The organism is Sideroxyarcus sp. TK5 (assembly GCF_054601595.1).
Genome location: NZ_BAAHSJ010000006.1, coordinates 1 through 21,213 on the forward strand (window position 1 = coordinate 1; position 21,213 = coordinate 21,213).

Genomic DNA, 21,213 nt, shown 5'->3' on the forward strand with positions numbered 1-21,213 from the left:
GCAGACATTGCGGCTTTGGCATCTGGGTGTTTGGTTTGATAGTAGTCCAATGGCCTGGCTACGGGACGGCGTTGGGCGCGCGGGATTTCGCCGATGGCGGCCTTGTCCGTCCAAAACAACGGGGTCAGGTCTTGCAATATAGCACCCGTCTCACTCATATCTCGTCCCCCTTCTTAACCGCCCTGCTAACCGTCGCATAGTGCACCCCAAAATGATCGGCGATTTCTTGCAGGGTGTAATCGCCGGTGGCGTAAGCGGCAGACATTGCGGCTTTGGCATCTGGGTGTTTGGTTTGATAGTAGTCCAATGGCCTGGCTACGGGACGGCGTTGGGCGCGCGGGATTTCGCCGATGGCGGCCTTGTCCGTCATCGCCTGCATGCGTTTGAGGAACCTGTCCGAGCCGAGGAATACTTGGCCGCTGAGCTGCTCCCACACGCTGGGCAAGCCGACACCGGCCCGAACAAAATCGATATACAGGTTGATCGCCCGGCGGCGCTGCGGTGAGAATTGGCCGAGTATCCAATCGGTCTGTAGCCATTCCGGGGCAGGCTGGGCTCCGAGCATGGCCGCATAGGAACTCCATTGCCAGTCGGCAATATTTTTCACCATCCCGGCACGCAATGGGTTGAGCACAACATAACGCGCCAACTCCAGCAGGTACCCTTCCTTTTCCACGATGATGGCTTTGTATCGCCCTTGGAAAACATGGCCGACGCGCTTGTGTGTGCGATTGAAGGTTTGCGTATAGACACCATTGAGGTGGCGCATGCCCTGAGCGAGGTTGCCCTCTATGGTTTCGACAACAATGTGATAGTGGTTGTCCATCAGACACCACGCATGGCAGACCCAGTTGAATCGCTTGCAGGTTTGGGCAAATATTTCCAGCCAGACGAGGCGATCCGCATCGTTAAGAAAAATATCCTCGCGCCTGTCGCCGCGCGAGGTCACGTGATAAATCCCGCCAGCTAACTCAAGTCTAAGGGGTCGCGCCATGACGCAAACTTAGCATGGTGAAATGCGATAATGCAAGACCTGACCCCATGCTTTGTGCTTTGTGCTTTGCGGCTGTATCGGCTCTATCCTCACCGACTCGATCAGGTGGCGGAAGATTTCCTGCATCTGAGAATGTGCCGAGGGAGCGGCTGCGACACGATCTTTGTCCGCCGAAAAAATAAACAAGAACATATAGCCGGTATCCCCGATGGGTAGCATCCAATCCTCCACGCTCCAGACTCCGTTGCTCCGCATCGGAACGCGCTGTACCTGCCATAAATTATTTCCCACCTGCTCTTTTCCCAATTGGCGTGGCATGTTCCCTGCCCATGCACTTAGCCGGGGCTCCCAATCTTCCGGGGTCGATTTCACCATCAATATGGTCAAGGCGAGACCTGTACCTACCCAGACTTGATTACACATCGGCTCAAACCCTTTAGCCGTGCGATGCTTTCCGTCAACGTCGATCACTGTGTATTCGGGGCGGACGTAGCGGTCGATGGACAGATATTTGATATTCCCCGTTCTTCTATAGGCGGGACTGTCTCTTAATTGATATGTGACTCCATCTTTTTCATCAATATCTCCTGCAATGGTCAAAGGCGCATTGGGATCGAAGATCGGCTGGTTGTAGTGACAGCTATAAACTCCCATCAGCCAGTCGTGCCCCACCATGTACTTATTCATCAGTTTGTATTCGTATCGTTTGAAAGCTTGCCTGACTTCTGGATCCAATGCTCCCGGACGAAGATAACGATCATCGTTACTACGAATAATTTCGCTGACACAGCCTGTGAGTACCACAGTCAAGATCAAGCAACCAGCAGTAATTTTTCTCATAATTGCACCTGTGTTAACGACCTATCGGATTCGAGTCAACCCTCGATCCATCTTCAAATCGAATCAGGTTGCTATTGTCCTGCACCGCCCCCGGCGGCCCGTTCGGCGACAGTATTTCCACCTGTCCGCTCCCGGGAGCCCCAGTCCCATAAGAACTGTGCATACTATTCGAGGTCGACATCACGCTCCACAGGTCGCTCAGAGAGGCTGCCCCAGGATTCCCTCCCGCCCATACCGAAACAGGATCATCGGCAAAATAGTTAAAGGAAACTTGCTTTCCCTGATAGTCATTGACGGACTTTGCCGCATCCGTATAAGTCTGTGCGGTCACTGCACCGCCCACACCGCGCACCGTCAGTTGGCCGTTGGTGTAGCCTCGACTGTTAAGAATGTTGAAGGCATTGGTCTGCACGATGGTTCCGCGGCTATGGCCCAGCGAGGTGGTGGACTGACCCGCCCGGCCCTGCAGAATGTTGGCATAGACAACATCCTGATTGGTGTAGCCCAGGAAGTTGGCCGTGCTACTGCCCACCGAGGTCAGGGTCTTCTCGTAGCCGGCAATGAGCATCACGGTTGCTGTATCGGTTCTATCCTTACCGAACAACGGGGTCAGGTCTTGCAATATAGCACCCAACCCGACTCATCTCTCTTCACCCCTCTTAATCTCGCGCCAACAATATATGCCCAATGGTCTGTATATTCTTCTTTGTGAGTGACAGATCAGAAGGCTGGCGTTAGCGCCAAACGTTAATCGAACAGCAGGTTCGGCAGGAACAGGCTGATCTCGGGGATGTAGGTGACCAGCCCGAGGAAGAGCAGCAGCACCAGCAGCCATGGCAAGGCCGCATGGGTGACTTGCATGATGCTCATGCCGGTGATGCCGCTGGTGACGAACAGGTTCAGCCCCACCGGGGGCGTGACCATGCCGATCTCCATGTTCACGACCATGATGATGCCCAGATGGATGGGGTCGATGCCGAGCTGGGTGGCGATGGGGAAGAAGATGGGGGCAAGGATGAGGATGATGCCGGTCGGTTCCATGAAGTTGCCCGCGATCAGCAGGATGATGTTGACCACCAGCAGGAACATCCACGGCTCCATGCCGTAAGCCACGATGTGTTCGGCGATGGTCTGCGGGATGCGTTCGGTGGTGAGCACATGGGCGAACAGCATGGCGTTGGCGACGATGAACATCAGCATCACGGTGGTGCGGCTGGCCTCGACGAACACCTCGGGCAGGTCCTTGAATTTCAGGTCGCGGTAGATGAACACTGCCACGAACAGGGCATACACGGCCGACACGGCCGCCGCTTCGGTGGGTGTGAACACGCCGCCGTAGATGCCGCCCATGATGATGACCAGCAGTGCCAAGCCCCACATGGATTCGCGGAACTTGCCCAGCACTTCGCGCAGGGGTGCGCGCGGCGTGGGCGCGATATTCAGTTTGCGCACGCGCCAGTGCACCGCCACCATCAGCATCAGGCCGAGCAACAAGCCGGGGATGACGCCGGCCATGAACATGCGGCCGACCGAGACTTCGGTCACGGCGGCATATACCACCATCACGATGGAGGGCGGGATGAGGATGCCCAGCGTACCGGAGTTGCAGATCACACCCGCCGCGAACGGCTGCGGGTAGCCGCTGCGCACCATGCCCGCGATGACGATGGAGCCGACCGCGACCACGGTGGCCGGGCTGGAGCCGGACACGGCGGCGAACAGCATGCAGGCCAGGATGGAAGCGATGGCGAGCCCGCCGCGCAGGTGGCCGACCGCTGCGATGGCGAAGTCCACCATGCGCCGCGCCACGCCGCCGGTGGACATCAATGCCCCGGCGAGGATGAAGAACGGGATGGCCAGCAGCGTGTAATGCTCGCTGGTCTCGTACAGTTTGATGGACAACGATGCCAGCGAGTCGTGGGCGAAAAAGGCGATGGTCAGCAGACTGGACAGCCCCAGACAGATGGCGACCGGCATGCCGATGGCCATGAAGAAGAACAGGCAGGAGAACAGGAACAGGGTGTTCATTTGCCCGCCTCCTGCTTCAATTTGAGCGCCTCTTCCACCTCGTTCGCCAGCCGCAGGTGGTCGGACTTGCCGCGCATCAGGTTATACAGCACCGGCAGGAAACGCAGGGCCAGCAGGGTGAAGCCGATGGGCAGGATGGCGCGCACCAGCCACATCTGCACCGGCAGGTCTTCCAGCTCGATGCCGATCTTCTTCATCTTCATCACATACTGGAACGAGCCGTAGATCACCATGCCGGCATACAGCAGACACAACAGTACCGCGACGATGGACACGATGCGGCGCACTTTGGGAGTGAACAGTTTGATCAGGGCATCCACACCGATATGCGCGCCGACGCGCACGCCGTAGGAGATGCCGATGAAGATCATGAAGGCGAACAGGATGGTGGTGAGTTCCTGCGCCCAGGTGAAACCGGAGTTGAACACATAGCGCATGACGACCTGCGCAAAGGTGAGCAGCGTCATCGCCGCCAGCAGAATGGCAATCAGCCATTCGTCCAGTCGTTTCAATAACTTCATGCCGCCTCCCTGTGGTACCCCCGTGCATGGCGGGGGCTTGCTCAACCCGGCTCTTTGCTCTTGTTACTTCTTGTTGGCGGCTACTGCGGCATCGATCAGATCCTTGCCGATATCCGCCTCGAACTTCGCCCACACCGGTTTCATCGCGTCGCGCCATTGCGCCCGCTCTTTTTTCGTCAGCTGGATCAGCTTGGCCTTCTTGTCGTCGATGACCTTCTGGCGGAAGGCCATATCCTCATCCAGCGCAACCTGGTTGCCGTAGGCGATGGATTCCGCCATCGCCTGGCTCAACCCCTGCTTCACGTCCGCCGGCAGGCCGTTCCACCACTCATCGTTGGCGATCACCATGTAATCGAGCACGCCATGGCCGCTCTCGGTGATGTACTTCTGCACTTCGTGGAATTTCTTGGTGTAGATGTTGGCCCAGGGGTTCTCCGCGCCATCTACCACCCCGGATTGCAGAGCCTGGTAAACCTCGGCGAAAGCGATCTTCTGCGGGTTGGCCCCGACCGCCTGGAACTGCGCCTCCAGCACCTCGGACGGCTGGATGCGGAATTTCAGCCCCTTGGCATCCGCCGGCGTGCGCAGCGGCTTGTTGGCGGAAAGATGCTTCATGCCGTTATGGATATATCCGAATCCGACGATGCCCTTGTCAGACATCGAGGTGAGCAGCTCGCGTCCTTTTGCGCTGTTCTGGAAACGTCCCACGGCATCGATGTCGTCGAACAGGAATGGCAGGTCGAAGATCTGTATCTTCTTGGTGTACTTGCCGAACTTGGCCAGCGAGGGCGCAAGGATCTGCACATCGCCCAGCAGCAGGGCTTCCATCTCCTTGCCGTCGCCGAACAGCTGGCTGTTGGGGAACACCTGCACCTCGACCTTGCCCGGCAACAGCTTCTCTGCGACCTCCTTGAACTTCAGCGCCGCCTGACCCTTGGGGGTGGTGTCGGCGACCACGTGACTGTATTTGATGACGATGGGAGCCGCTTGCGCGGAGAGGGACAGACTGAACAACAGGGCACTGCACACGACGCTCAAGATTTTCATTTTCTTCTCCCCGAAGAGTTGACTGGAACGGTGACGGCTTGCAACTGTTGCCGCATCATATGCCAATCCTGCTTACGCCACCATTACAGATTGCTCCCCCTCCTCCGCCTGGAACTCTGCAGCGACCGCCACGCCGACCACACTCACCAGCGCCTCGCCGCAATACAGCAAGGGCAGCCGCTCACGTTGCCAGGGCGGTACGCCATGCTCCTGCAGCAGGTTCTTCATGCTGCGCCGCGCGGCGAGCGGGTGCGGGCGCAATGTCTCGCCGCCGCTACGCAATCGCAGACTCAACTGTCCTTGCGCTAATTTTGCTCGACTGATGCCTTCGCCGACGGTCCGGGTGAAACACACTTCACACTGCAATGGAGGCCAGTACAGCGACGCCTCTCCCCGCCAATCAATACGCAAGGCAGTATCGAATGCCGGCAACGCACGCATCACATGGATATGCCCGCGATACCTGCGCACCTGCCACTCGCCGAAATTCACACACACATCCGCGTTGTCGCGCGCCCCGCATAATTGGCGCAGCATGTCGTCGAGTTGTGCTTCCTGCGGCATCGGCGCACCCTGCCCGTGCAAAAAGTAGCGCAGCAGGTTCTTGCGGCGCGCAGGAGACAAAGCATCCAGTCGCGCCACTGACAGCAACTTTTCTCCCGCACCATCCGCCTGCGCCACTTCATCCAGTATCCCGGCGGCCTCGGCGAAATGTTGCGCACTGCGTCCCAGCGTATCGCGCCAGGCCGGGAAACGCTCCTCCAGCAGCGGGAACAGTCTGTGGCGCAAAAAATTGCGCGGATAGCGATCGTCGGCGTTGCTTTCGTCCTCTATCCATTCCAGCGCATGCTGTTGCGCATAGACGAGCAACACCTCCCGGCTGCATGCCAGCAAGGGCCGCAGCACCAGCTGCCCGCCCTGCTCGCGCTCGGCGGGCATGGCGGAGACGCCGCGCAATCCGGCCCCGCGCAACAACTGCAGCATCAGCGTCTCCGCCTGATCGTCCGCATGGTGCGCCAGCGCGATATAGCGCGCATCGCTTTCGGCGAAAGCTTCATGGCGCAGCTTGCGTGCCGAAGCCTCGATGCCGTGCGTATCCTTCAGCGGCGCGATATCCACATGTTTGATCTCGAGCGGGATGGCATGGCGTTCGCACAGTTCCGTGCAGAACTGCGCCCAGGCATCGGCATTCGGACTGATGCCGTGATGGACATGCATGGCGGAAAGTTTGCAGCCCAGTTGCGGGGCAATACGATGGAGGATGTGCAGCAACACGACCGAATCCATGCCGCCGCTCAAGCCGAGTAGCAGCCTGCTGCCCGCAGGCAGCAGCGGCGCGAGCTGCGCCGCGATGCGATCATGCAATGGTTTAGAGTGGAATGAGGTGTGCGACATCGTCGAACGTCGCGTCAGGACTGATGCGCTTCCGCGATTACTGGAGCTCGATCTCTTTGAACTTGCCGTAGCCCATCAGGCGCGTGAAACGCGTCTGCAGCAGATCGTTGGTGGACTTGCCCTGAGCCTGCTTGAGCGCCTCGGCCAAAGCCTTCTTCACACTGGACATGGTCGCTTCGTAATCGCGGTGCGCGCCGCCCAATGGCTCGCTCACGATCTTGTCGACCAGACCGAGCGTCTTCAAACGGGTGGCGGTGATCGCCAGAGTCTCGGCAGCTTCCTCGGCCTTGCTCGCGCTCTTCCACAGGATGGAGGCGCAACCTTCCGGGGAGATCACGGAATAGGTCGCATATTGCAGCATCAGCAAGGCGTCGCCCACGGCAACAGCCAGCGCACCGCCGGAACCGCCCTCGCCGATGATGGTGCAGATGATGGGCACGCGCAGTTCTGCCATCACGTACAGGTTGCGGCCGATGGCCTCGGACTGGCCGCGCTCTTCGGCCCCCACACCGGGGTACGCGCCCGGGGTGTCGATGAAGGTCATGATGGGGATGCCGAACTTCTCGGCCAGACGCATCAGGCGCATCGCCTTGCGGTAGCCCTCCGGACGCGGCATGCCGAAGTTGCGATATTGGCGTTCTTTGGTGTCGCGGCCTTTCTGGTGGCCGATGACCATCACGCTCTGGCCGTTGAAGCGGGCCAGCCCGCCGACGATGGCCGGATCGTCCGCATACACGCGGTCGCCGTGCAGTTCCTCGAAATCGGTGAACAGGTGTTCGATGTAATCCAGGGTGTAAGGACGCTGCGGATGGCGCGACACCTGCGAGATCTGCCAGGGGGTGAGCTTGGCGTAGATATCCTTGGTCAGGCTCTGGCTCTTCTTCTGCAGGCGGCCGATCTCGTCGGAGATGTCCAGCGCGGAATCATCCTGCACGTAGCGCAACTGCTCGATCTTGTTCTCCAGTTCGGAGACCGGTTGTTCGAAATCCAGGAAGGTCAGTTTCATAGTAGCTATCTCAGGGGGTCATTCACGGGCGGCATGATACAACATGGCGTGCGGCGGACAGAAAGGGTTGCGCACTGAAATATAAGGAACCCAGTCCTTTCAATACCTTACTTTCCGAGCGAAAAGAAGCGCCGGATGGTGGCCAGTATCTCGCTGCTGCTTTGCGTGATGTCCGGCTGGCTGGAAACCGCATCGATATCCTGTTTGGCGCTGTTGAGTTCCGCCGTGCGCACAGCCAGCATGTGCGAGACCTCCTCCGCGATGGTGGGGCGTGCACGCAATATCTCCTCGAAAGCCTCCTTGTCCAGGCGGTAACACTCGACATCGGTCAACGCTACCACCGAAGCACGGCGCGGCGCGCCGGTCAGCAAAGCCATCTCGCCGAAGAAATCCCCCTTGTGCAGGATGTTGAGGGTGCGCCGCTCGCCGTGTTCCGCTTCGATATATACCTCGGCTTCACCGCGAATGAGGATATAGAGACCGTGCGACTGCTGATCCCCTTGCCGCGTGATCAGATTACCCTTGGCAAAAGGGGCGAAACGCAGATGTTCGGCCAGCCACTTCAGTTCTTCCTCGGTCATGGACGAGAACAGGTCGATACGGTGCAAGGTCTTCAGGCGCAACGTCACCTCATGCTGGTGCTGTGCATCCTCGTATTTCTCGTTCTCCTTGGTCAGATGGACGTGGCGCTCGTCCACCGCCAGCTTCAGACCGGCCCGCTGCAGCGCAGTCATGATATGCCAGCGGATCATGGCATCGGTCGGGTCGTCCGGCATCAGGTCGGTCAGCCAGTAGCGCATGGCATAACGCGCATAGCCTTTGTCGTCCATATCCATCAGCACACAGTTCGGTACCGGATCGGTCGCCACGTTCGGGATGCTGGTCTGCCGGATGGCTTCTTCCACCACGCGTATCACCCGGGGGGCGGGCGCTTCCAGCGACACGTTGAACCACACCCAGCGCCGCCATTGCACCGGCTGGTCGGTACGGCGTCCCAGCACCATGAACTTGTTCTTCATCAGTTGCGAATTGGGGAACACCACCGTCTCCCAGTTGCGCGTCTCGACCAGCGTGGAGCGCCAGCGGATGTCTACCACTTTGCCGGAGAGATCGTCCACCTTGATCCAGTCACCCACTTCGATGGAATTGTCGAGCTGCAAAGCCAGACCACCGAGGATGTTGCCCAGGGTGTCCTGCATCGCGAAAGCGATCACTGCCGTGATCACCGCCGACGTCGCGACGATGCTGCCCAAGTCAAGCCCGGCATAGCGCAGCCGCACCATGAACCAGGCGACATAGGCGATGATGACGAAGATGTCTTCGGTGATGCGTGGCGGGGTGAGTTTGATCCTTGGCAGTATCAGGCGGAACACCACCAGACCCCACAGGCGGATCACCGCCACACCGGCACCGATCACTGCGACCTCGTGCGTGATGTCCGCACCGCGCGCTATCCCGAGCGCATGCAGCACCCCCGCGATGAACAGCCCTAACACACAGACGAAATAGAAGATGACGGTGTTGATGATGCTGGGACGTTCATCGCGCAGGAAATAATGCAGCAGGAAGAACAATCCCAGCACCATCACCAGCAGGGGGAACGATTCCGGCCCCCAGAACACCCCCATCACATCGCGCCAGAAATCCATGCCTGCATCCTCAATTACGTGTTGCGACGATTCTACACAGAATAGACAGCCAATGGCTGGCGGCGACGCCACACCTTCCAGCGGTCGCCCGCCTTCAGATCGAAGCGATGCATTGCCTCTGCGGTTGGCACTTCCAGTGAGAGCGTATGCAACCTCCCGTCACGCAATGCCTGCCAGACGACTTGCAGCAACTCGCGCTGCATCGCGAGCAGCTCCTCGCGCCAGCGATAGAAGTCGTACTGTCGCATTGGAGGCTGCAGCGCGGTCGCCAGCCAGACACCAAGTTTTGCATCGCTTGCCAGCATATCCACCAAACGATCGAAGCGGCGCATCCCGGCGGCGCGCGCAAAGGTCACCAAAGGCTCATCGCCGCCGGCAGCATTGAGCACAGTGGCTATCCCTTCGGGACGGCCACCTCCCCATAGCCACAGGCTGCTGACCGGCGGCGTTCCTGCTGCCAATCGCCCCTGATTCAAGGCGTGTCCATGCAACAGCATCTGTATCTCGTTGCCCAACGCACGCCAGCGCACGGCATCCCTGCCCTGCGGCATCATCTCTCGCGCGTCCCCCCAGGCGGCACTGCCCAGAGTGGGCATGGTCACGTCACCGATCTCGGCCAGTCGCAGATACCAGCGCTGCGGGTGCGGCGCGTGGAAGCTGATGCCGTCCGCAACGAAATGCGCATTCAGTAGTTCGCAAAAAGCGATCGCCTCTTCAGCCGTACAGACCACATCCGGCCGCACCATCACTTGGGCGGGTTGCCGCTGCAGTTCGACCGGATCGGCACACATCCATGCGTAACCGGCCACTTCGAGACCGTCGCCCGCGGCGCGCAAAGGCGCGGCACTGGCGACACCGAACAACTCGCACAAACGTGCTTCGGTTGAGCATGCAGGCAGTACCGTATGCGCGGCACGTGCCAGCATCTTCTCGATAAAGGCAAGTTCCGCCTGCATGCCGGGGGCGATATCGCGCGGCAGGATGAGGTCAGGGATGATGAGATGAAGATGCTCCATGGCCGCGAGTTTAGCATTCGCCACCCTGCGCCTTGTGGCACACTAACGCCCGTTAAAAACACGGGGATTCCTTTTGCAACCCTTTGAACTTTTCGTCGGTCTGCGCTACACCCGCGCCAAGCGCCGCAACCACTTCATCTCCTTCATCTCGCTGATCTCCATGCTCGGCATCGGCCTGGGCGTGATGGCCCTGATCGTGGTGCTGTCGGTGATGAATGGTTTCCAGAAGGAGATCCGTGCGCGCATCCTCGGCATCACCCCCCACCTGCAAGTGATCGGCAGTGAAGGCATCGCGGACTGGCAGCAGTCACTGGATACGGTCGCCGCACATCCGGGCGTGCGCGCCGCCGCCCCTTATGTCACCGGCCAGGGCATGTTGTCGCAGGGCGAACGCGTGCAGGGCGTGATGGTGCGCGGCATCGTGCCCGATGCCGAACAGCAGTTGATCGCGCTCGGCGACAAGATGGAACATGGATCGCTGGACAGCCTGCAAGCGGGCGAATACAGCATCGTGCTCGGCGTCGATCTGGCACGCTCCCTGGGCGCGCGCGTCGGCGATCCGCTGCTGCTGATCACCCCGCAAGGCCAATTCACTCCTGCCGGCATGCTGCCGCGCCTGAAACAATTCAAGGTGAGCGGCATCTTCGAAATCGGCATGTCACCCTATGACAATGCGCTGGCACTGATACACCTGCACGACGCGCAAAAACTGTACCGCATGGGTGAAACGGTGAGCGGCATCAGCGGCAGTGTCGATGAGCTCGATCGCGCACCGCAGATCGCGCGCGCGCTGGAAGGCAAGCTCCCGGTCGATCTGTGGACCACCGACTGGACGCGCCAGAACGCCAGCTATTTCGCGGTGGTTGCGATGGAGAAGAAGATGATGTTCATCATCCTGTCGCTGATCGTGCTGGTCGCTGCGTTCAACATCGTCTCCACACTGGTGATGGCAGTCACCGACAAGCAGGCCGACATCGCCATCCTGCGCACGCTGGGCGCGTCGCCGCGCAGCATCATGCAGATATTCATGGTGCAGGGCGTGCTGATCGGACTCGTCGGCCTGGCGATAGGCGTGATCGGCGGCGTGACGCTGGCGCTCAACATCGGCACCCTCGTGCCCTTCATCGAGGATCTGTTCGGCGTGCAGTTCCTCGCCAAGGAGTTCTATTACATCAGCGAACTGCCCTCCGACCTGCGCCAGGCCGACGTTCTGATCGTCGCCAGCATGTCGTTCCTGATCAGCGTGCTCGCCACGCTTTATCCGAGCTGGCGCGCTTCCAAAGTTCAACCGGCGGAGGCATTGCGCTATGAGTGAGCAGGATTCCGGGATGGTCATCACCTGCCGCGATCTGAAGAAGACCTACGCGCAGGGCGACCTCAGCGTCTCCGTACTGAACGGGGTAGACCTCGATCTGGCACGCGGCGAGAGCCTCGCCATCGTCGGCGCTTCGGGCTCCGGCAAGAGCACGTTGTTGCACCTGCTGGGCGGGCTGGACAGCATCAGCAGCGGCAGTGTCAGCATCCTGGGGCAGGACGTGGCAAGGTTGAACGAGCGACAGCGCGGCGAACTGCGCAACCGTTCGCTGGGCTTCATCTACCAGTTCCATCATCTGCTGCCGGAATTCACGGCCATGGAGAATGTCGCCATGCCGCTGCTGATACGCGGCATGAAGCCGGCAGAAGCGCATCCGCAGGCGATAACGATGCTGGAACAAGTGGGGCTGGCACACCGTCTGCGCCATCTGCCTGCCGAGCTTTCCGGCGGCGAACGCCAACGTGTCGCCGTGGCCCGTGCACTGGTCACCCGCCCCGCCTGCGTGCTGGCCGACGAGCCGACCGGCAATCTGGATCGCGGCAGCGCGCATGCCCTGTTTGAATTGATGCAGCAACTGAACAGCCAATTGCAGACCAGCTTCATCATCGTGACCCACGATCTGGAGCTGGCCGGCCGGATGCAGCGCAGCTTGCGACTGGTGGACGGTGTATTGACGTCAGGTTAACGGCTATCGGGATCGTGCCTCAATGACCTGCTATGCGGCGTTTTGCACGTTGCTGCCATTTCAATTGCACCGCCAGCCGCCAGGCGAAACGCACCACAAAATATCCGATGACCGCCAGACTTGCCGCAAGGATAGGCAAGCCGATCAGCAACGGCTCGCCCAAGGTCTGCAGCCACTGCCACATCTGCTCGAATCCATCCTGCCAGCTCAGTTCCGGGAAGTCCGCGACGGGCCCCTGGGCTGGGGTACCCGAAACAAGCAAGCCTATACGGTGTGCCAACAGATAGAGCGGCACGATGGTGAACGGATTGGTATAGAGCGTCGTCGCCAGCGCCACCGGCAGATTGACACGCACCCACATCGCCATCAACGCAGCGAACAGCATCTGGAACGGGCCGGGGATCAGTCCGCAGAATAGGCCAAGGGCGACACCTCCCGCCACCGAATGACGATTCAGATGCCACAGGTTGGGATGATGCAGCCAGTGCCGGACAGGCTGCAGCCAGCGGTTCTGCAGCACGCCATCGCGACCGGGCAATCTTTCACGGAAGAATTTGCGCATGACGGGATTCTAATGCTCGGTTAGGCTAATCGCATGGTTTCCTTTGCACTCAGCTTCGCGTTCGGTGTCTGGGTCCTGCAACAGCTGGAGACACTGCCGACGCTCCCGGCATACTGGCCGCTGGCACTGTTGTGCCTGCTGTTGCCGCGCACCTTGCCGCCTCTGTTGCGTCAATCGCTGATGCTGTGTTGCGCCGCCCTGCTCGGTTTCTGCCATGCCGCCCTCGTCGCACAAGCACATCTGACCGACAGTCTGCCCAACGAGTGGCAGGGACGGAACATCGCGCTGACCGGCGTCGTGGCGGAGATGCCGCGTGTGCATGAGCGCGGACTGAGTTTCGCATTCGACGTGGAAAGCGTGCAGACACAAGGTGCAACGGTCCCGCCACGTATCCTGGTGTCCACTTATCGCAACGCTGAACAGCCCGCACCGGATATCCGTGCGGGGGAACGCTGGCGTTTCACCGTACGTTTGAAGCAGCCCCATTCGACACGTAATCCCTATACCCCCGATTTCGAGGCTTGGGCGCTGGAGCGCAATATCCGGGCCACCGGCTATGTCTACAACAAAGTCGCCCCGCAGCGACTGGATGCCACGGTATACACACCGGCTTACCTGATAGAGCGGCTGCGCGAATCGTTGCGCGTACGCTTCCATGAGGCTTTGCCCGATGCACCTTATGCCGGCATCCTGGTAGCGCTCGCCATCGGCGATCAGGCCAGCATCACGCAGGACGAGTGGCACTTGTTCACCCGCACCGGCGTCAATCATCTGATGTCCATCTCCGGCCTGCACATCACCCTGCTGGCGGGCATGTTCTTCGGGCTGACCTACCGGCTATGGCGACGCAGCACACGGCTGACACTGCGGCTGCCCGCGCGCAAGGCGGCGGCATTGGCCGGTGTCACGGTGGCACTGGCATACAGCCTGATCTCCGGCTTCGAGATCCCCGCCCAGCGCACCTTCTACATGCTGGCGACCTTCGCCGGCATGCTGCTGCTGTCCCGCAACGTCGCCCCCGGCCAGATGCTGGCCGCAGCATTGCTGGTCGTGTTGCTGCTAGACCCTTGGGCGGTATTGGCACCCGGTTTCTGGCTCTCGTTCGGCGCGGTCGCACTGATCTTCTATGTCTCCGCCAACCGCCTCGGCAGACCGCATTGGCTGGTGGAATACGGCAAGGTGCAATGGGCGATGAGCATCGGCCTGATCCCGCCCTTGCTCGCCCTGTTCCAGCAATTGTCGCTGGTTTCTCCGCTGGCGAACGCCTTCGCCATCCCGTTGGTCAGCCTGCTGGTGGTGCCGCTCACCCTGCTCGGTGCCCTGCCGGGCTTTGCATGGTCGCTGCAGCTTGCACACCATGCGCTCGATCTGTGCATGGACTTGTTGCGCCAGTTGGATACGCTGCCCGTGAGCGTATGGGTACAGCATGCGCCGCCAGCATGGACCATCGCAGCAGGACTGTTGGGTGCACTGTGGATCCTGGCACCGCGCGGATTCCCGCTGCGCGTGTTCGGCATCGTGTTGTTGCTACCCATGTTCCTCGTCCGGCCCGAGCTCCCCGCTCCCGGCTCGGCACGCATCCTGATATTCGATGTCGGACAGGGATTGGCCGTCGCGGTTCAGACGCGACAGCATTCCCTGCTGTTCGACACCGGGCCGGACTATGCGGGCGAAGCGGACAGCGGCAACCGCATCCTGGTACCCGCCTTGCGCGGCTCGGGTGTGGATCGTCTGGATACACTGATACTGAGCCATGGCGATATCGACCATATCGGCGGCACGGACTCGTTGCTGCAAGCCATCCCGACCGACCGCATACTGACTTCCATAACCAAGGGTGACAGCCGACTGGCGGAAATGACGAACGTCAGTTCCTGTAGTGACGGCATGCAGTGGGAGTGGGACGGGGTGCATTTCGAATTGCTGCACCCGCCTGCAACGGCGGCCGCCAAACGGCACGACAACGACCGGAGTTGCGTCTTGCGCATCGGTGTGGGCGAACGCCATGTCCTGCTCACCGGAGACATCGAAACGGCTTCCGAGCAGAGATTGTTACAACTACACCCGGACAAGCTGCGAGTCGATCTGCTGGTCGCCCCGCATCACGGCAGCAAAAGCTCGTCCAGCCTGCCCTTCGTGGCCGCCGGGGCACCGCTGCACGTCGTCTTCACCGCCGGTTATCGCAATCGCTTCCACCACCCCCATGCCGAGGTCGTCCGCCGCTACCAGCAACAAGGCAGCCATATCCTGCGTTCAGACCGCGACGGCGCGATCAGCATCGACCTGGAACCGTCCGGGATCAGGCTGGACACCTACCGCCACAGCCACCGTCGTTACTGGTCACATTTCCCGGAAAATTAAGTTTCCAAGGCATACACCGCCCGAATCGGCACGCGTATAATTCGCGCCATTGACCAACCCCCAAGGAAACATCGTGCCTCTCTCAACGCGCGTTCAAGCCATCAAGCCCTCCCCCACCCTTGCAGTGACCGCCCGTGCAGCAAAGCTGAAAGCAGAAGGAAAAGACATCATCGGGCTGGGTGCAGGCGAACCGGATTTCGATACCCCGCAACACATCAAGGACGCCGCCATCGCGGCGATCAACAAAGGATTCACCAAATACACTCCGGTCGGCGGCACCGCCTCGCTGAAACAGGCGATCATCGCCAAGTTCAAACGCGACAACGGGCTGGATTACACCGCGAAGCAGATCCTGGTTTCCTGCGGCGGCAAACAGAGCTTCTTCAACCTCGCGCTGGCCACGATCAACCCCGGCGACGAGGTCATCATCCCCGCGCCTTACTGGGTGTCCTATCCGGATATCGTGATCATCGCCGAAGGCAAACCGGTGATCGTGCAAGCCGGTATCGAGCAGGGTTTCAAGATGACGCCCGCGCAACTGGAAGCCGCGATCACCAGCAAGACAAAAATGGTCGTCATCAACAGCCCCAGCAATCCTTCCGGCGGCGTCTATACGCTGGACGACCTGAAAGCCCTGGGGGAAGTGCTGCGCAAACATCCGAACATCCTCATCGCCACCGACGACATGTACGAGCACATCGCGCTGACGGACGAGAAGTTCTGCAACATCCTCAATGCCTGTCCCGATCTTTATCCGCGCACCATGGTGCTCAACGGCGTATCCAAGGCGTATGCGATGACCGGCTGGCGCATCGGCTATGCGGCCGGCCCGGAGAACATCATCACCGCCATGGAGAACGTGCAGTCGCAGAGCACCTCCAACCCGACCTCCATCTCGCAGGTCGCCGCGGAAGCCGCGCTGAACGGCGATCAGGCTTGCATCACGCCCATGCTGAAGGCGTTCCGCGAGCGCCATGAATTCGTGGTGAGCGAACTGAACAAGATACCGGGTCTGAGCTGCATCAAGGCCGGCGGCGCTTTCTATGCATTCCCCGATGCGCGCGCCGCCATCGCGACGCTGCACCGAAAGGGCACCATCAAGGAAGCAACCGACATCGCGCTCTCCGAATACCTGCTGGTCGAAGCGGGCGTAGCTGTCGTGCCTGGCTCGGCCTTCGGCAGCGAAGGTTACATACGCCTCTCTTTCGCCACATCGATGGATAACCTGCAAAAAGCACTGGAGCGTATGGCAAAGGCGCTGGCTTGAACAGAGTAACCGAGCAACTGGAAGCAATCGCCGCAGAGGTCGATGCAGCACTCAACTCCGGCCAGTTCGATCTGCCAACGTTCCCGGACATCGCCGTCAAGATCCGCGACCTGATAGATGATCCGAACGTATCGGCAGAACAACTGGTCAATCTGCTGACTGCCGACCCTGTCATCGCCGCCCACATCATCAAAGCCGCCAACAGTGCCGCCGCATCCGGCGGCGGTGCGCGCGTGGAGACGGTTCGTGCCGCGATCTCCCGTCTCGGCTATCGCATGCTGCGCAATCTGGTGATCACAGTAACGGTCAGCAAGTTGTTCAAGGCAGGCAGTCCGATCATTGACCGCAAACTGAAACAGCTATGGGAACGCAGCCGCATCGTGGCCGCCCACAGTTTCGTCATCGCGTTGCATCAACGCCATCTGAAACCAGAACAAGCCATGCTGGCCGGGATGATCCACAACCTTGGCGCATTACCGCTGTGCATCTATGCAGACCGCCATCATCCACGGCTCGAGGCCGATGCACTGGAAGCGTTGTTGCGTCGCTTCGGCACGCGCGTCGGCATCAAATTGCTGGATAACTGGCATTTCCCGCAGGAGATGGTGGATGTGGTCGCGGGTTACGAGAACCTGCAGCGGCAGAACGGTGGCAGTCTGGCCGATTACACGGATGTAGTGACTGTTGCCAACCTGCAATCTTCCGGAAGCGGCAAGTTCGTTGCCTGGCAGAACGTTGCAGCGGCAGGAAGATTGGGCTGTGCTCCCGAGCGCTGCTTCAGCTTCAACGAAGATCATGCAGAACAATTGGGCATCGCGTTCGAGATGCTGGGACTGCCGAACAAAGCGGTGGTCGCACAACCGCCCGCCCCGAAACCGGTGGCGGCCAAGCCTGCTCCGGTGAATACAAAGCCGAATGAGACGCCCGGGATCTTGGGCATCTTCAGCAGGCTCTTCAAATGAGCCTGCTTTAGCGGGCTTTAAGCTTCGGCTCGGACAATGTGCCGGACAGCGACAACGGGTTGTTGCCTGAACGCATCTTGATCTCCGAGTTGAACGCCCCCGAGAGCTGCCCGTCGGCCGTGGCCTCCAGAGTCCCCGAGGCTTTCAACATACCCGAAGTGATGCGCACACTGCGGAAGCGGATATTCCCGCCCTCCGCCACGAAGGAACCGTTCAGCTCATCGAAATGCGTACGTCCGCCGACCAGATGCTCGTGGCTGGCCAAACGCGCGGTCTCCACCATATCGATACCGCTGATGACGCCGCGCTTGGCCTCGAACGAAGCATCGACACGCAACGACTTCGCCAGATCCGGTAGCGCTCCCGAGCTGGCCGACAGTTCGCCGTCGATGAACACTTCACCCGACAAGCCGTATTTGGGGAACATCTCCGCCAACTCCATCGTCTTGGCCTGGATACTGGCATCGAATCGCCAGCCCTTGTTCCAGTCCAACTTCCCCTTTCCGGACCATATCCCGCCATAGGCGTGCGCATCCAGATCGGACACGATGATCTCGCCCGCCGCGATCTCGCCACGCGCATTGAATGAACTGAACATCGCGGCCGGCAACAGCGGCAGCGCGCCATCACGGATCCCGAACGTCAACTGCATGCGGTTCGCCACCGCCTTGAGTTCCACATTGAGCTTCTCGTCCTCGCTGTGCAGCACCAGTCTAGAGAACTCGCCCTGATCGAAATCGGCACCACCTTGCAGCGCAGGGATGGTCACCACATCCGAGACGATCTTCAGGTCATGCAGTGTCACATGCTGTAGCGGGAAGTTCGCATCCCCCCCCATGCCTTTGAGCCATGCGGCGACATTCTCCAGGTCACGCCCGTTCAGGGTCGCCCCCTGCAATACAACATCACTAACCGTCTTGCTCTCAGAAGCCAATGAGAGCAGGTCGAAATTCAGCGTCGCAGCGGCGGCAGAGAACTCGCCCGCCCTGCCGACTTTCACATCGACCAGCTCGATCTTGGGCACAGGCAACAACGAAGCGCTCATGCCGCCGATCTTCACCGGCTGCTTGAAACGTTCCGACAGCCGCTGTTCCAGTGGCGCAATATATTCCTGCATCGGCCAGAACATGGGCAGAACGAATATCGCAACGAGTCCCAGCGCCAGAATGCCTGCCGTGATCTTGCCCAACGGGATTGGATTGCGACGACGGGCCGTCGTCGACTTCTGCTTGGACTTCGCTTGCGCCAGCGCCGCTTCCTTGGCTGCCTGTGCAGCATCCAGCTTGCTCTGCTGCTCGGCACGCTGCTCGGCCTCGGCCCAGGCGCTCTCCTGTTCTGCGGCCAGCGCCTGCTCCTCTTCCAGAGCGCGCGCTTCCTGTTCGGCACGCAACCTTTCCGCTTCCTGCTCGGCTTTCAATCGCGCCATCTCCGCAGCGGCATCCGGCTTCGCTTCCGCCTTCTTTTGTTCAATCGTCTTTTCAGGTGCGGGTGCAGGCGCAGCCTGCTCTGGCATTGGCGTTGCCGGTCGCGCCAGTTGGTCGGCATCCGTACTCGAGTCCATGGCACTCAGGGCCGCCAGATCGATCGTGAATCCGCCGGGTGCCGCCGACTTTTCCGCTTCGGCTTGTGCCGCCTGGGCTGCTTCAGCTCGCTTGCGGGCAGCTTCTGTCTCGGCCTTCGCCTGCTCCGCCGCTACGCGCGCGGCCTCCTGCTCGGCCTTGATACGCGCTGCTTCCGCTTCAGCTTTTACACGTGCTGCATCATCCTGCTCAGCTTTGATATGAGCGTCTTCTTGCACCTTCCTTCTCGCAGCCGCCTCTTGTTCCTGCTTGACTCGTTCGGCCTCGGCTTCCGCTTGCTGTCGAGCGGCTTCCGCCGCCTCGGCTCGGGCACGCTCGGCAGCTTCCTGCTCCGCCTTGATGCGCGCAGCTTCTTGCTCGGCCTTCAATCGCGCCGCCTCGGCTTCCTGGCGTTCCCGCTCTTCCGCCAGCGCCTTGGCTTCCGCTTCCGCTTCCGCTTTTGCCTTGGCAGCCTCCAATTCGGCCTTCAATCTTGCGGCCTCCGCCGCCTCCCTGGCTCGCGCTTCGGCTTCGGCCCTGGCTTTTTCGGCAGCTTCCTGCTCAGCCCGGATACGCGCAGCTTCCTGCTCAGCCTTGATGCGCGCCGCTTCCTGTTCGGCTTTGATTCGTGCCGCCTCTTGCTCAGCCTTGATGCGTGCCGCTTCCTGTTCCGCCTTGATACGAGCGGCTTCCTGCTCGGCTTTGATACGTGCTGCCTCTTGCTCGGCCTTGATGCGAGCCGCTTCCTGCTCCGCCTTGATACGTGCCGCCTCTTGCTCGGCCTTGATGCGCGCCGCTTCCGCCTCGGCCTTGATCCGTGCCGCTTCAGCTTCATGTCTGGCACGCTCTTCAGCCAGCGCCTTGGCTTCCGCTTCCGCTTTCGCTTTGGCCGCTTCCAATTCAGCCTTGATGCGTGCCGCCTCCTGCTCGGCCTTCAACCTGGCTGCTTCAGCCTCGGCTTTTGCTCTGGCCGCCGCTTCCAGCTCCGCCTTCACACGCGCAGCTTCTTGCTCGGCTCGTGCGCGTGCTTCAGCTTCCGCTCTGGCTCTCGCCTCCGTTTCAGCCTTCAGCTTCTCGGCTTCCTGTGCGACTTTCGCTTGGGCAGCCTCGGCAGCCAACGCAGCAGGATCAGGCGCAACGAACATACTGGTGAAATCGAGTTCCTCACCGCCCTGATCGGATTTTGGCGTGACGACTTTGGGGGCAACGACTTTGGGAGCGACGATCTTGGGACCGGCCTGCACTTTGGATTTGTCGCGTATCAATTCGGAATCGAGCAAACTCTGAATGATCTCCGGAAGATCTCCGCGCAGACTGGGTGGGGCATGCTTGATAATCTCGGCGTACGTCGCATCACCATCGATCAGCAGTAGTACACGCTTCATATCTCCTGACATACCGGAGACTTCGCTTTCACCCTTGCTGGTTTTTATTAGTACTGTTTTCTTATCCATGTCGCCGATCGTAGTTGGATTGGATGAGATGCAGACAGCCTCGTCAAGCGCCGATAATACACAAATATTTCCTCATCGATGTTGACCGAATGCCCTTCTGCCGCTAGTATAGCGCCCGCATCAAATCCCTGATAGCTCAGTCGGTAGAGCGACGGACTGTTAATCCGCAGGTCCCTGGTTCGAGTCCAGGTCGGGGAGCCAGATATTAAAGCCAGCACGAGAGTGCTGGCTTTTTATTTTCTTTCGCGTTCGGAGATATGCTGCGCAGAAAAACGAAAGGCCTGCTGAGATGCAGGCCTTCATGTTTGGTGGGTCGTGCGGGGATCGAACCTGCGACAAACGGATTAAGAGTCCGCTGCTCTACCAGCTGAGCTAACGACCCGGAAGAGTCGCGCATTTTAGGGACGCGTCCGAATTTGTCAAGAATATTTCCGGGGACACTCTTTCGTAGCTTCAGTGAGTCGCTTGAATATAAACTTCAGCGGCGACGGAACTAATTCAGCGGATGACAACCTATAGCACGCCGATTATCCATGCAAAGTCAGCGGCTTG

17 protein-coding genes and 2 tRNA genes are annotated in these 21,213 nt (G+C 60.1%); 6 read left to right on the top strand and 13 right to left on the bottom strand.

From position 1 onward, the window contains the following. Positions 1-154: 154 nt before the first annotated feature. The 10 genes from ACYPYQ_RS10690 to ACYPYQ_RS10735 form a co-directional block, all read right to left on the bottom strand. Positions 155-994, bottom strand: a complete 840-nt coding sequence (locus tag ACYPYQ_RS10690) for an REP-associated tyrosine transposase (protein ID WP_459723826.1) — start codon at positions 992-994, stop codon at positions 155-157. Between the two features lie 9 nt (positions 995-1,003). Beyond that, positions 1,004-1,834: a hypothetical protein gene (locus tag ACYPYQ_RS10695; protein ID WP_459723827.1), complete on the bottom strand. Its 831-nt coding sequence runs from the start codon at positions 1,832-1,834 to the stop codon at positions 1,004-1,006. 13 nt (positions 1,835-1,847) lie between these two features. Then, positions 1,848-2,456 carry a hypothetical protein gene (locus ACYPYQ_RS10700; RefSeq protein WP_459723828.1) on the bottom strand — a complete coding sequence of 203 codons (609 nt, stop codon included), beginning with the start codon at positions 2,454-2,456 and terminating at the stop codon, positions 1,848-1,850. 125 nt (positions 2,457-2,581) lie between these two features. Continuing rightward, a complete protein-coding gene (locus ACYPYQ_RS10705; RefSeq protein WP_459723829.1) occupies positions 2,582-3,862 on the bottom strand; it encodes a TRAP transporter large permease in 1,281 nt (426 codons plus the stop codon). Beyond that, positions 3,859-4,383, bottom strand: coding sequence for a TRAP transporter small permease (locus ACYPYQ_RS10710; protein WP_459723830.1), 525 nt, complete (start codon positions 4,381-4,383; stop codon positions 3,859-3,861). Before ACYPYQ_RS10710 ends, ACYPYQ_RS10705 begins: the two co-directional genes overlap by 4 nt. 63 nt (positions 4,384-4,446) lie before the next feature. Then, entirely contained in the window at positions 4,447-5,430 is a 984-nt protein-coding gene (locus tag ACYPYQ_RS10715; RefSeq protein WP_459723831.1) for a TRAP transporter substrate-binding protein, read from the bottom strand. Between the two features lie 72 nt (positions 5,431-5,502). Next, the gene (tilS, locus tag ACYPYQ_RS10720; RefSeq protein ID WP_459723832.1) at positions 5,503-6,825 is read right to left on the bottom strand and encodes a tRNA lysidine(34) synthetase TilS; all 1,323 of its coding nucleotides are present in this window, start codon (positions 6,823-6,825) and stop codon (positions 5,503-5,505) included. Positions 6,826-6,862: 37 nt separating this feature from the next. Continuing rightward, positions 6,863-7,831, bottom strand: coding sequence for an acetyl-CoA carboxylase carboxyltransferase subunit alpha (locus ACYPYQ_RS10725; RefSeq protein WP_459723833.1), 969 nt, complete (start codon positions 7,829-7,831; stop codon positions 6,863-6,865). A 107-nt stretch (positions 7,832-7,938) separates the two neighbouring features. Beyond that, positions 7,939-9,480 (bottom strand): cyclic nucleotide-binding domain-containing protein, encoded by a 1,542-nt coding sequence (locus tag ACYPYQ_RS10730; protein ID WP_459723834.1) that lies wholly within the window; start codon positions 9,478-9,480, stop codon positions 7,939-7,941. 32 nt (positions 9,481-9,512) lie between these two features. Beyond that, positions 9,513-10,520: a hypothetical protein gene (locus ACYPYQ_RS10735; protein WP_459723835.1), complete on the bottom strand. Its 1,008-nt coding sequence runs from the start codon at positions 10,518-10,520 to the stop codon at positions 9,513-9,515. A gap of 49 nt (positions 10,521-10,569) precedes the next feature. On the opposite strand from ACYPYQ_RS10735, the gene ACYPYQ_RS10740 reads away from it, so the two are divergent. Together ACYPYQ_RS10740 and lolD are read left to right on the top strand one after the other, a co-directional pair. Then, positions 10,570-11,811, top strand: coding sequence for a lipoprotein-releasing ABC transporter permease subunit (locus ACYPYQ_RS10740; protein ID WP_459723836.1), 1,242 nt, complete (start codon positions 10,570-10,572; stop codon positions 11,809-11,811). Then, on the top strand, positions 11,804-12,496 hold the full coding sequence (lolD, locus tag ACYPYQ_RS10745; protein WP_459723837.1) for a lipoprotein-releasing ABC transporter ATP-binding protein LolD: 693 nt from the start codon (positions 11,804-11,806) through the stop codon (positions 12,494-12,496). Before ACYPYQ_RS10740 ends, lolD begins: the two co-directional genes overlap by 8 nt. Before the next feature lie 19 nt (positions 12,497-12,515). Here the strand turns inward: lolD and ACYPYQ_RS10750 are convergent, their stop codons facing one another. After that, positions 12,516-13,058 carry a DUF2062 domain-containing protein gene (locus tag ACYPYQ_RS10750; RefSeq protein ID WP_459723838.1) on the bottom strand — a complete coding sequence of 181 codons (543 nt, stop codon included), beginning with the start codon at positions 13,056-13,058 and terminating at the stop codon, positions 12,516-12,518. 33 nt (positions 13,059-13,091) lie between these two features. Between ACYPYQ_RS10750 and ACYPYQ_RS10755 the strand changes: the two genes are divergently transcribed. The 3 genes from ACYPYQ_RS10755 (at position 13,092) to ACYPYQ_RS10765 (ending at position 17,648) form a co-directional block, all read left to right on the top strand. Further along, positions 13,092-15,419, top strand: coding sequence for a DNA internalization-related competence protein ComEC/Rec2 (locus ACYPYQ_RS10755; RefSeq protein ID WP_459723839.1), 2,328 nt, complete (start codon positions 13,092-13,094; stop codon positions 15,417-15,419). 73 nt (positions 15,420-15,492) lie between these two features. Beyond that, entirely contained in the window at positions 15,493-16,686 is a 1,194-nt protein-coding gene (locus ACYPYQ_RS10760; protein WP_459723840.1) for a pyridoxal phosphate-dependent aminotransferase, read from the top strand. After that, the gene (locus ACYPYQ_RS10765; protein ID WP_459723841.1) at positions 16,683-17,648 is read left to right on the top strand and encodes an HDOD domain-containing protein; all 966 of its coding nucleotides are present in this window, start codon (positions 16,683-16,685) and stop codon (positions 17,646-17,648) included. Before ACYPYQ_RS10760 ends, ACYPYQ_RS10765 begins: the two co-directional genes overlap by 4 nt. Before the next feature lie 7 nt (positions 17,649-17,655). Here ACYPYQ_RS10765 and ACYPYQ_RS10770 read toward each other — a convergent pair whose 3' ends face one another. Further along, positions 17,656-20,661, bottom strand: a complete 3,006-nt coding sequence (locus tag ACYPYQ_RS10770; protein WP_459723842.1) for a hypothetical protein — start codon at positions 20,659-20,661, stop codon at positions 17,656-17,658. A gap of 125 nt (positions 20,662-20,786) precedes the next feature. On the opposite strand from ACYPYQ_RS10770, the gene ACYPYQ_RS10775 reads away from it, so the two are divergent. Next, positions 20,787-20,862, top strand: a tRNA-Asn gene (locus ACYPYQ_RS10775). 105 nt (positions 20,863-20,967) lie between these two features. On the opposite strand, the gene ACYPYQ_RS10780 is transcribed toward ACYPYQ_RS10775, so the two are convergent. Next, a tRNA-Lys gene (locus ACYPYQ_RS10780) sits at positions 20,968-21,043 on the bottom strand. Positions 21,044-21,213: the final 170 nt, after the last annotated feature.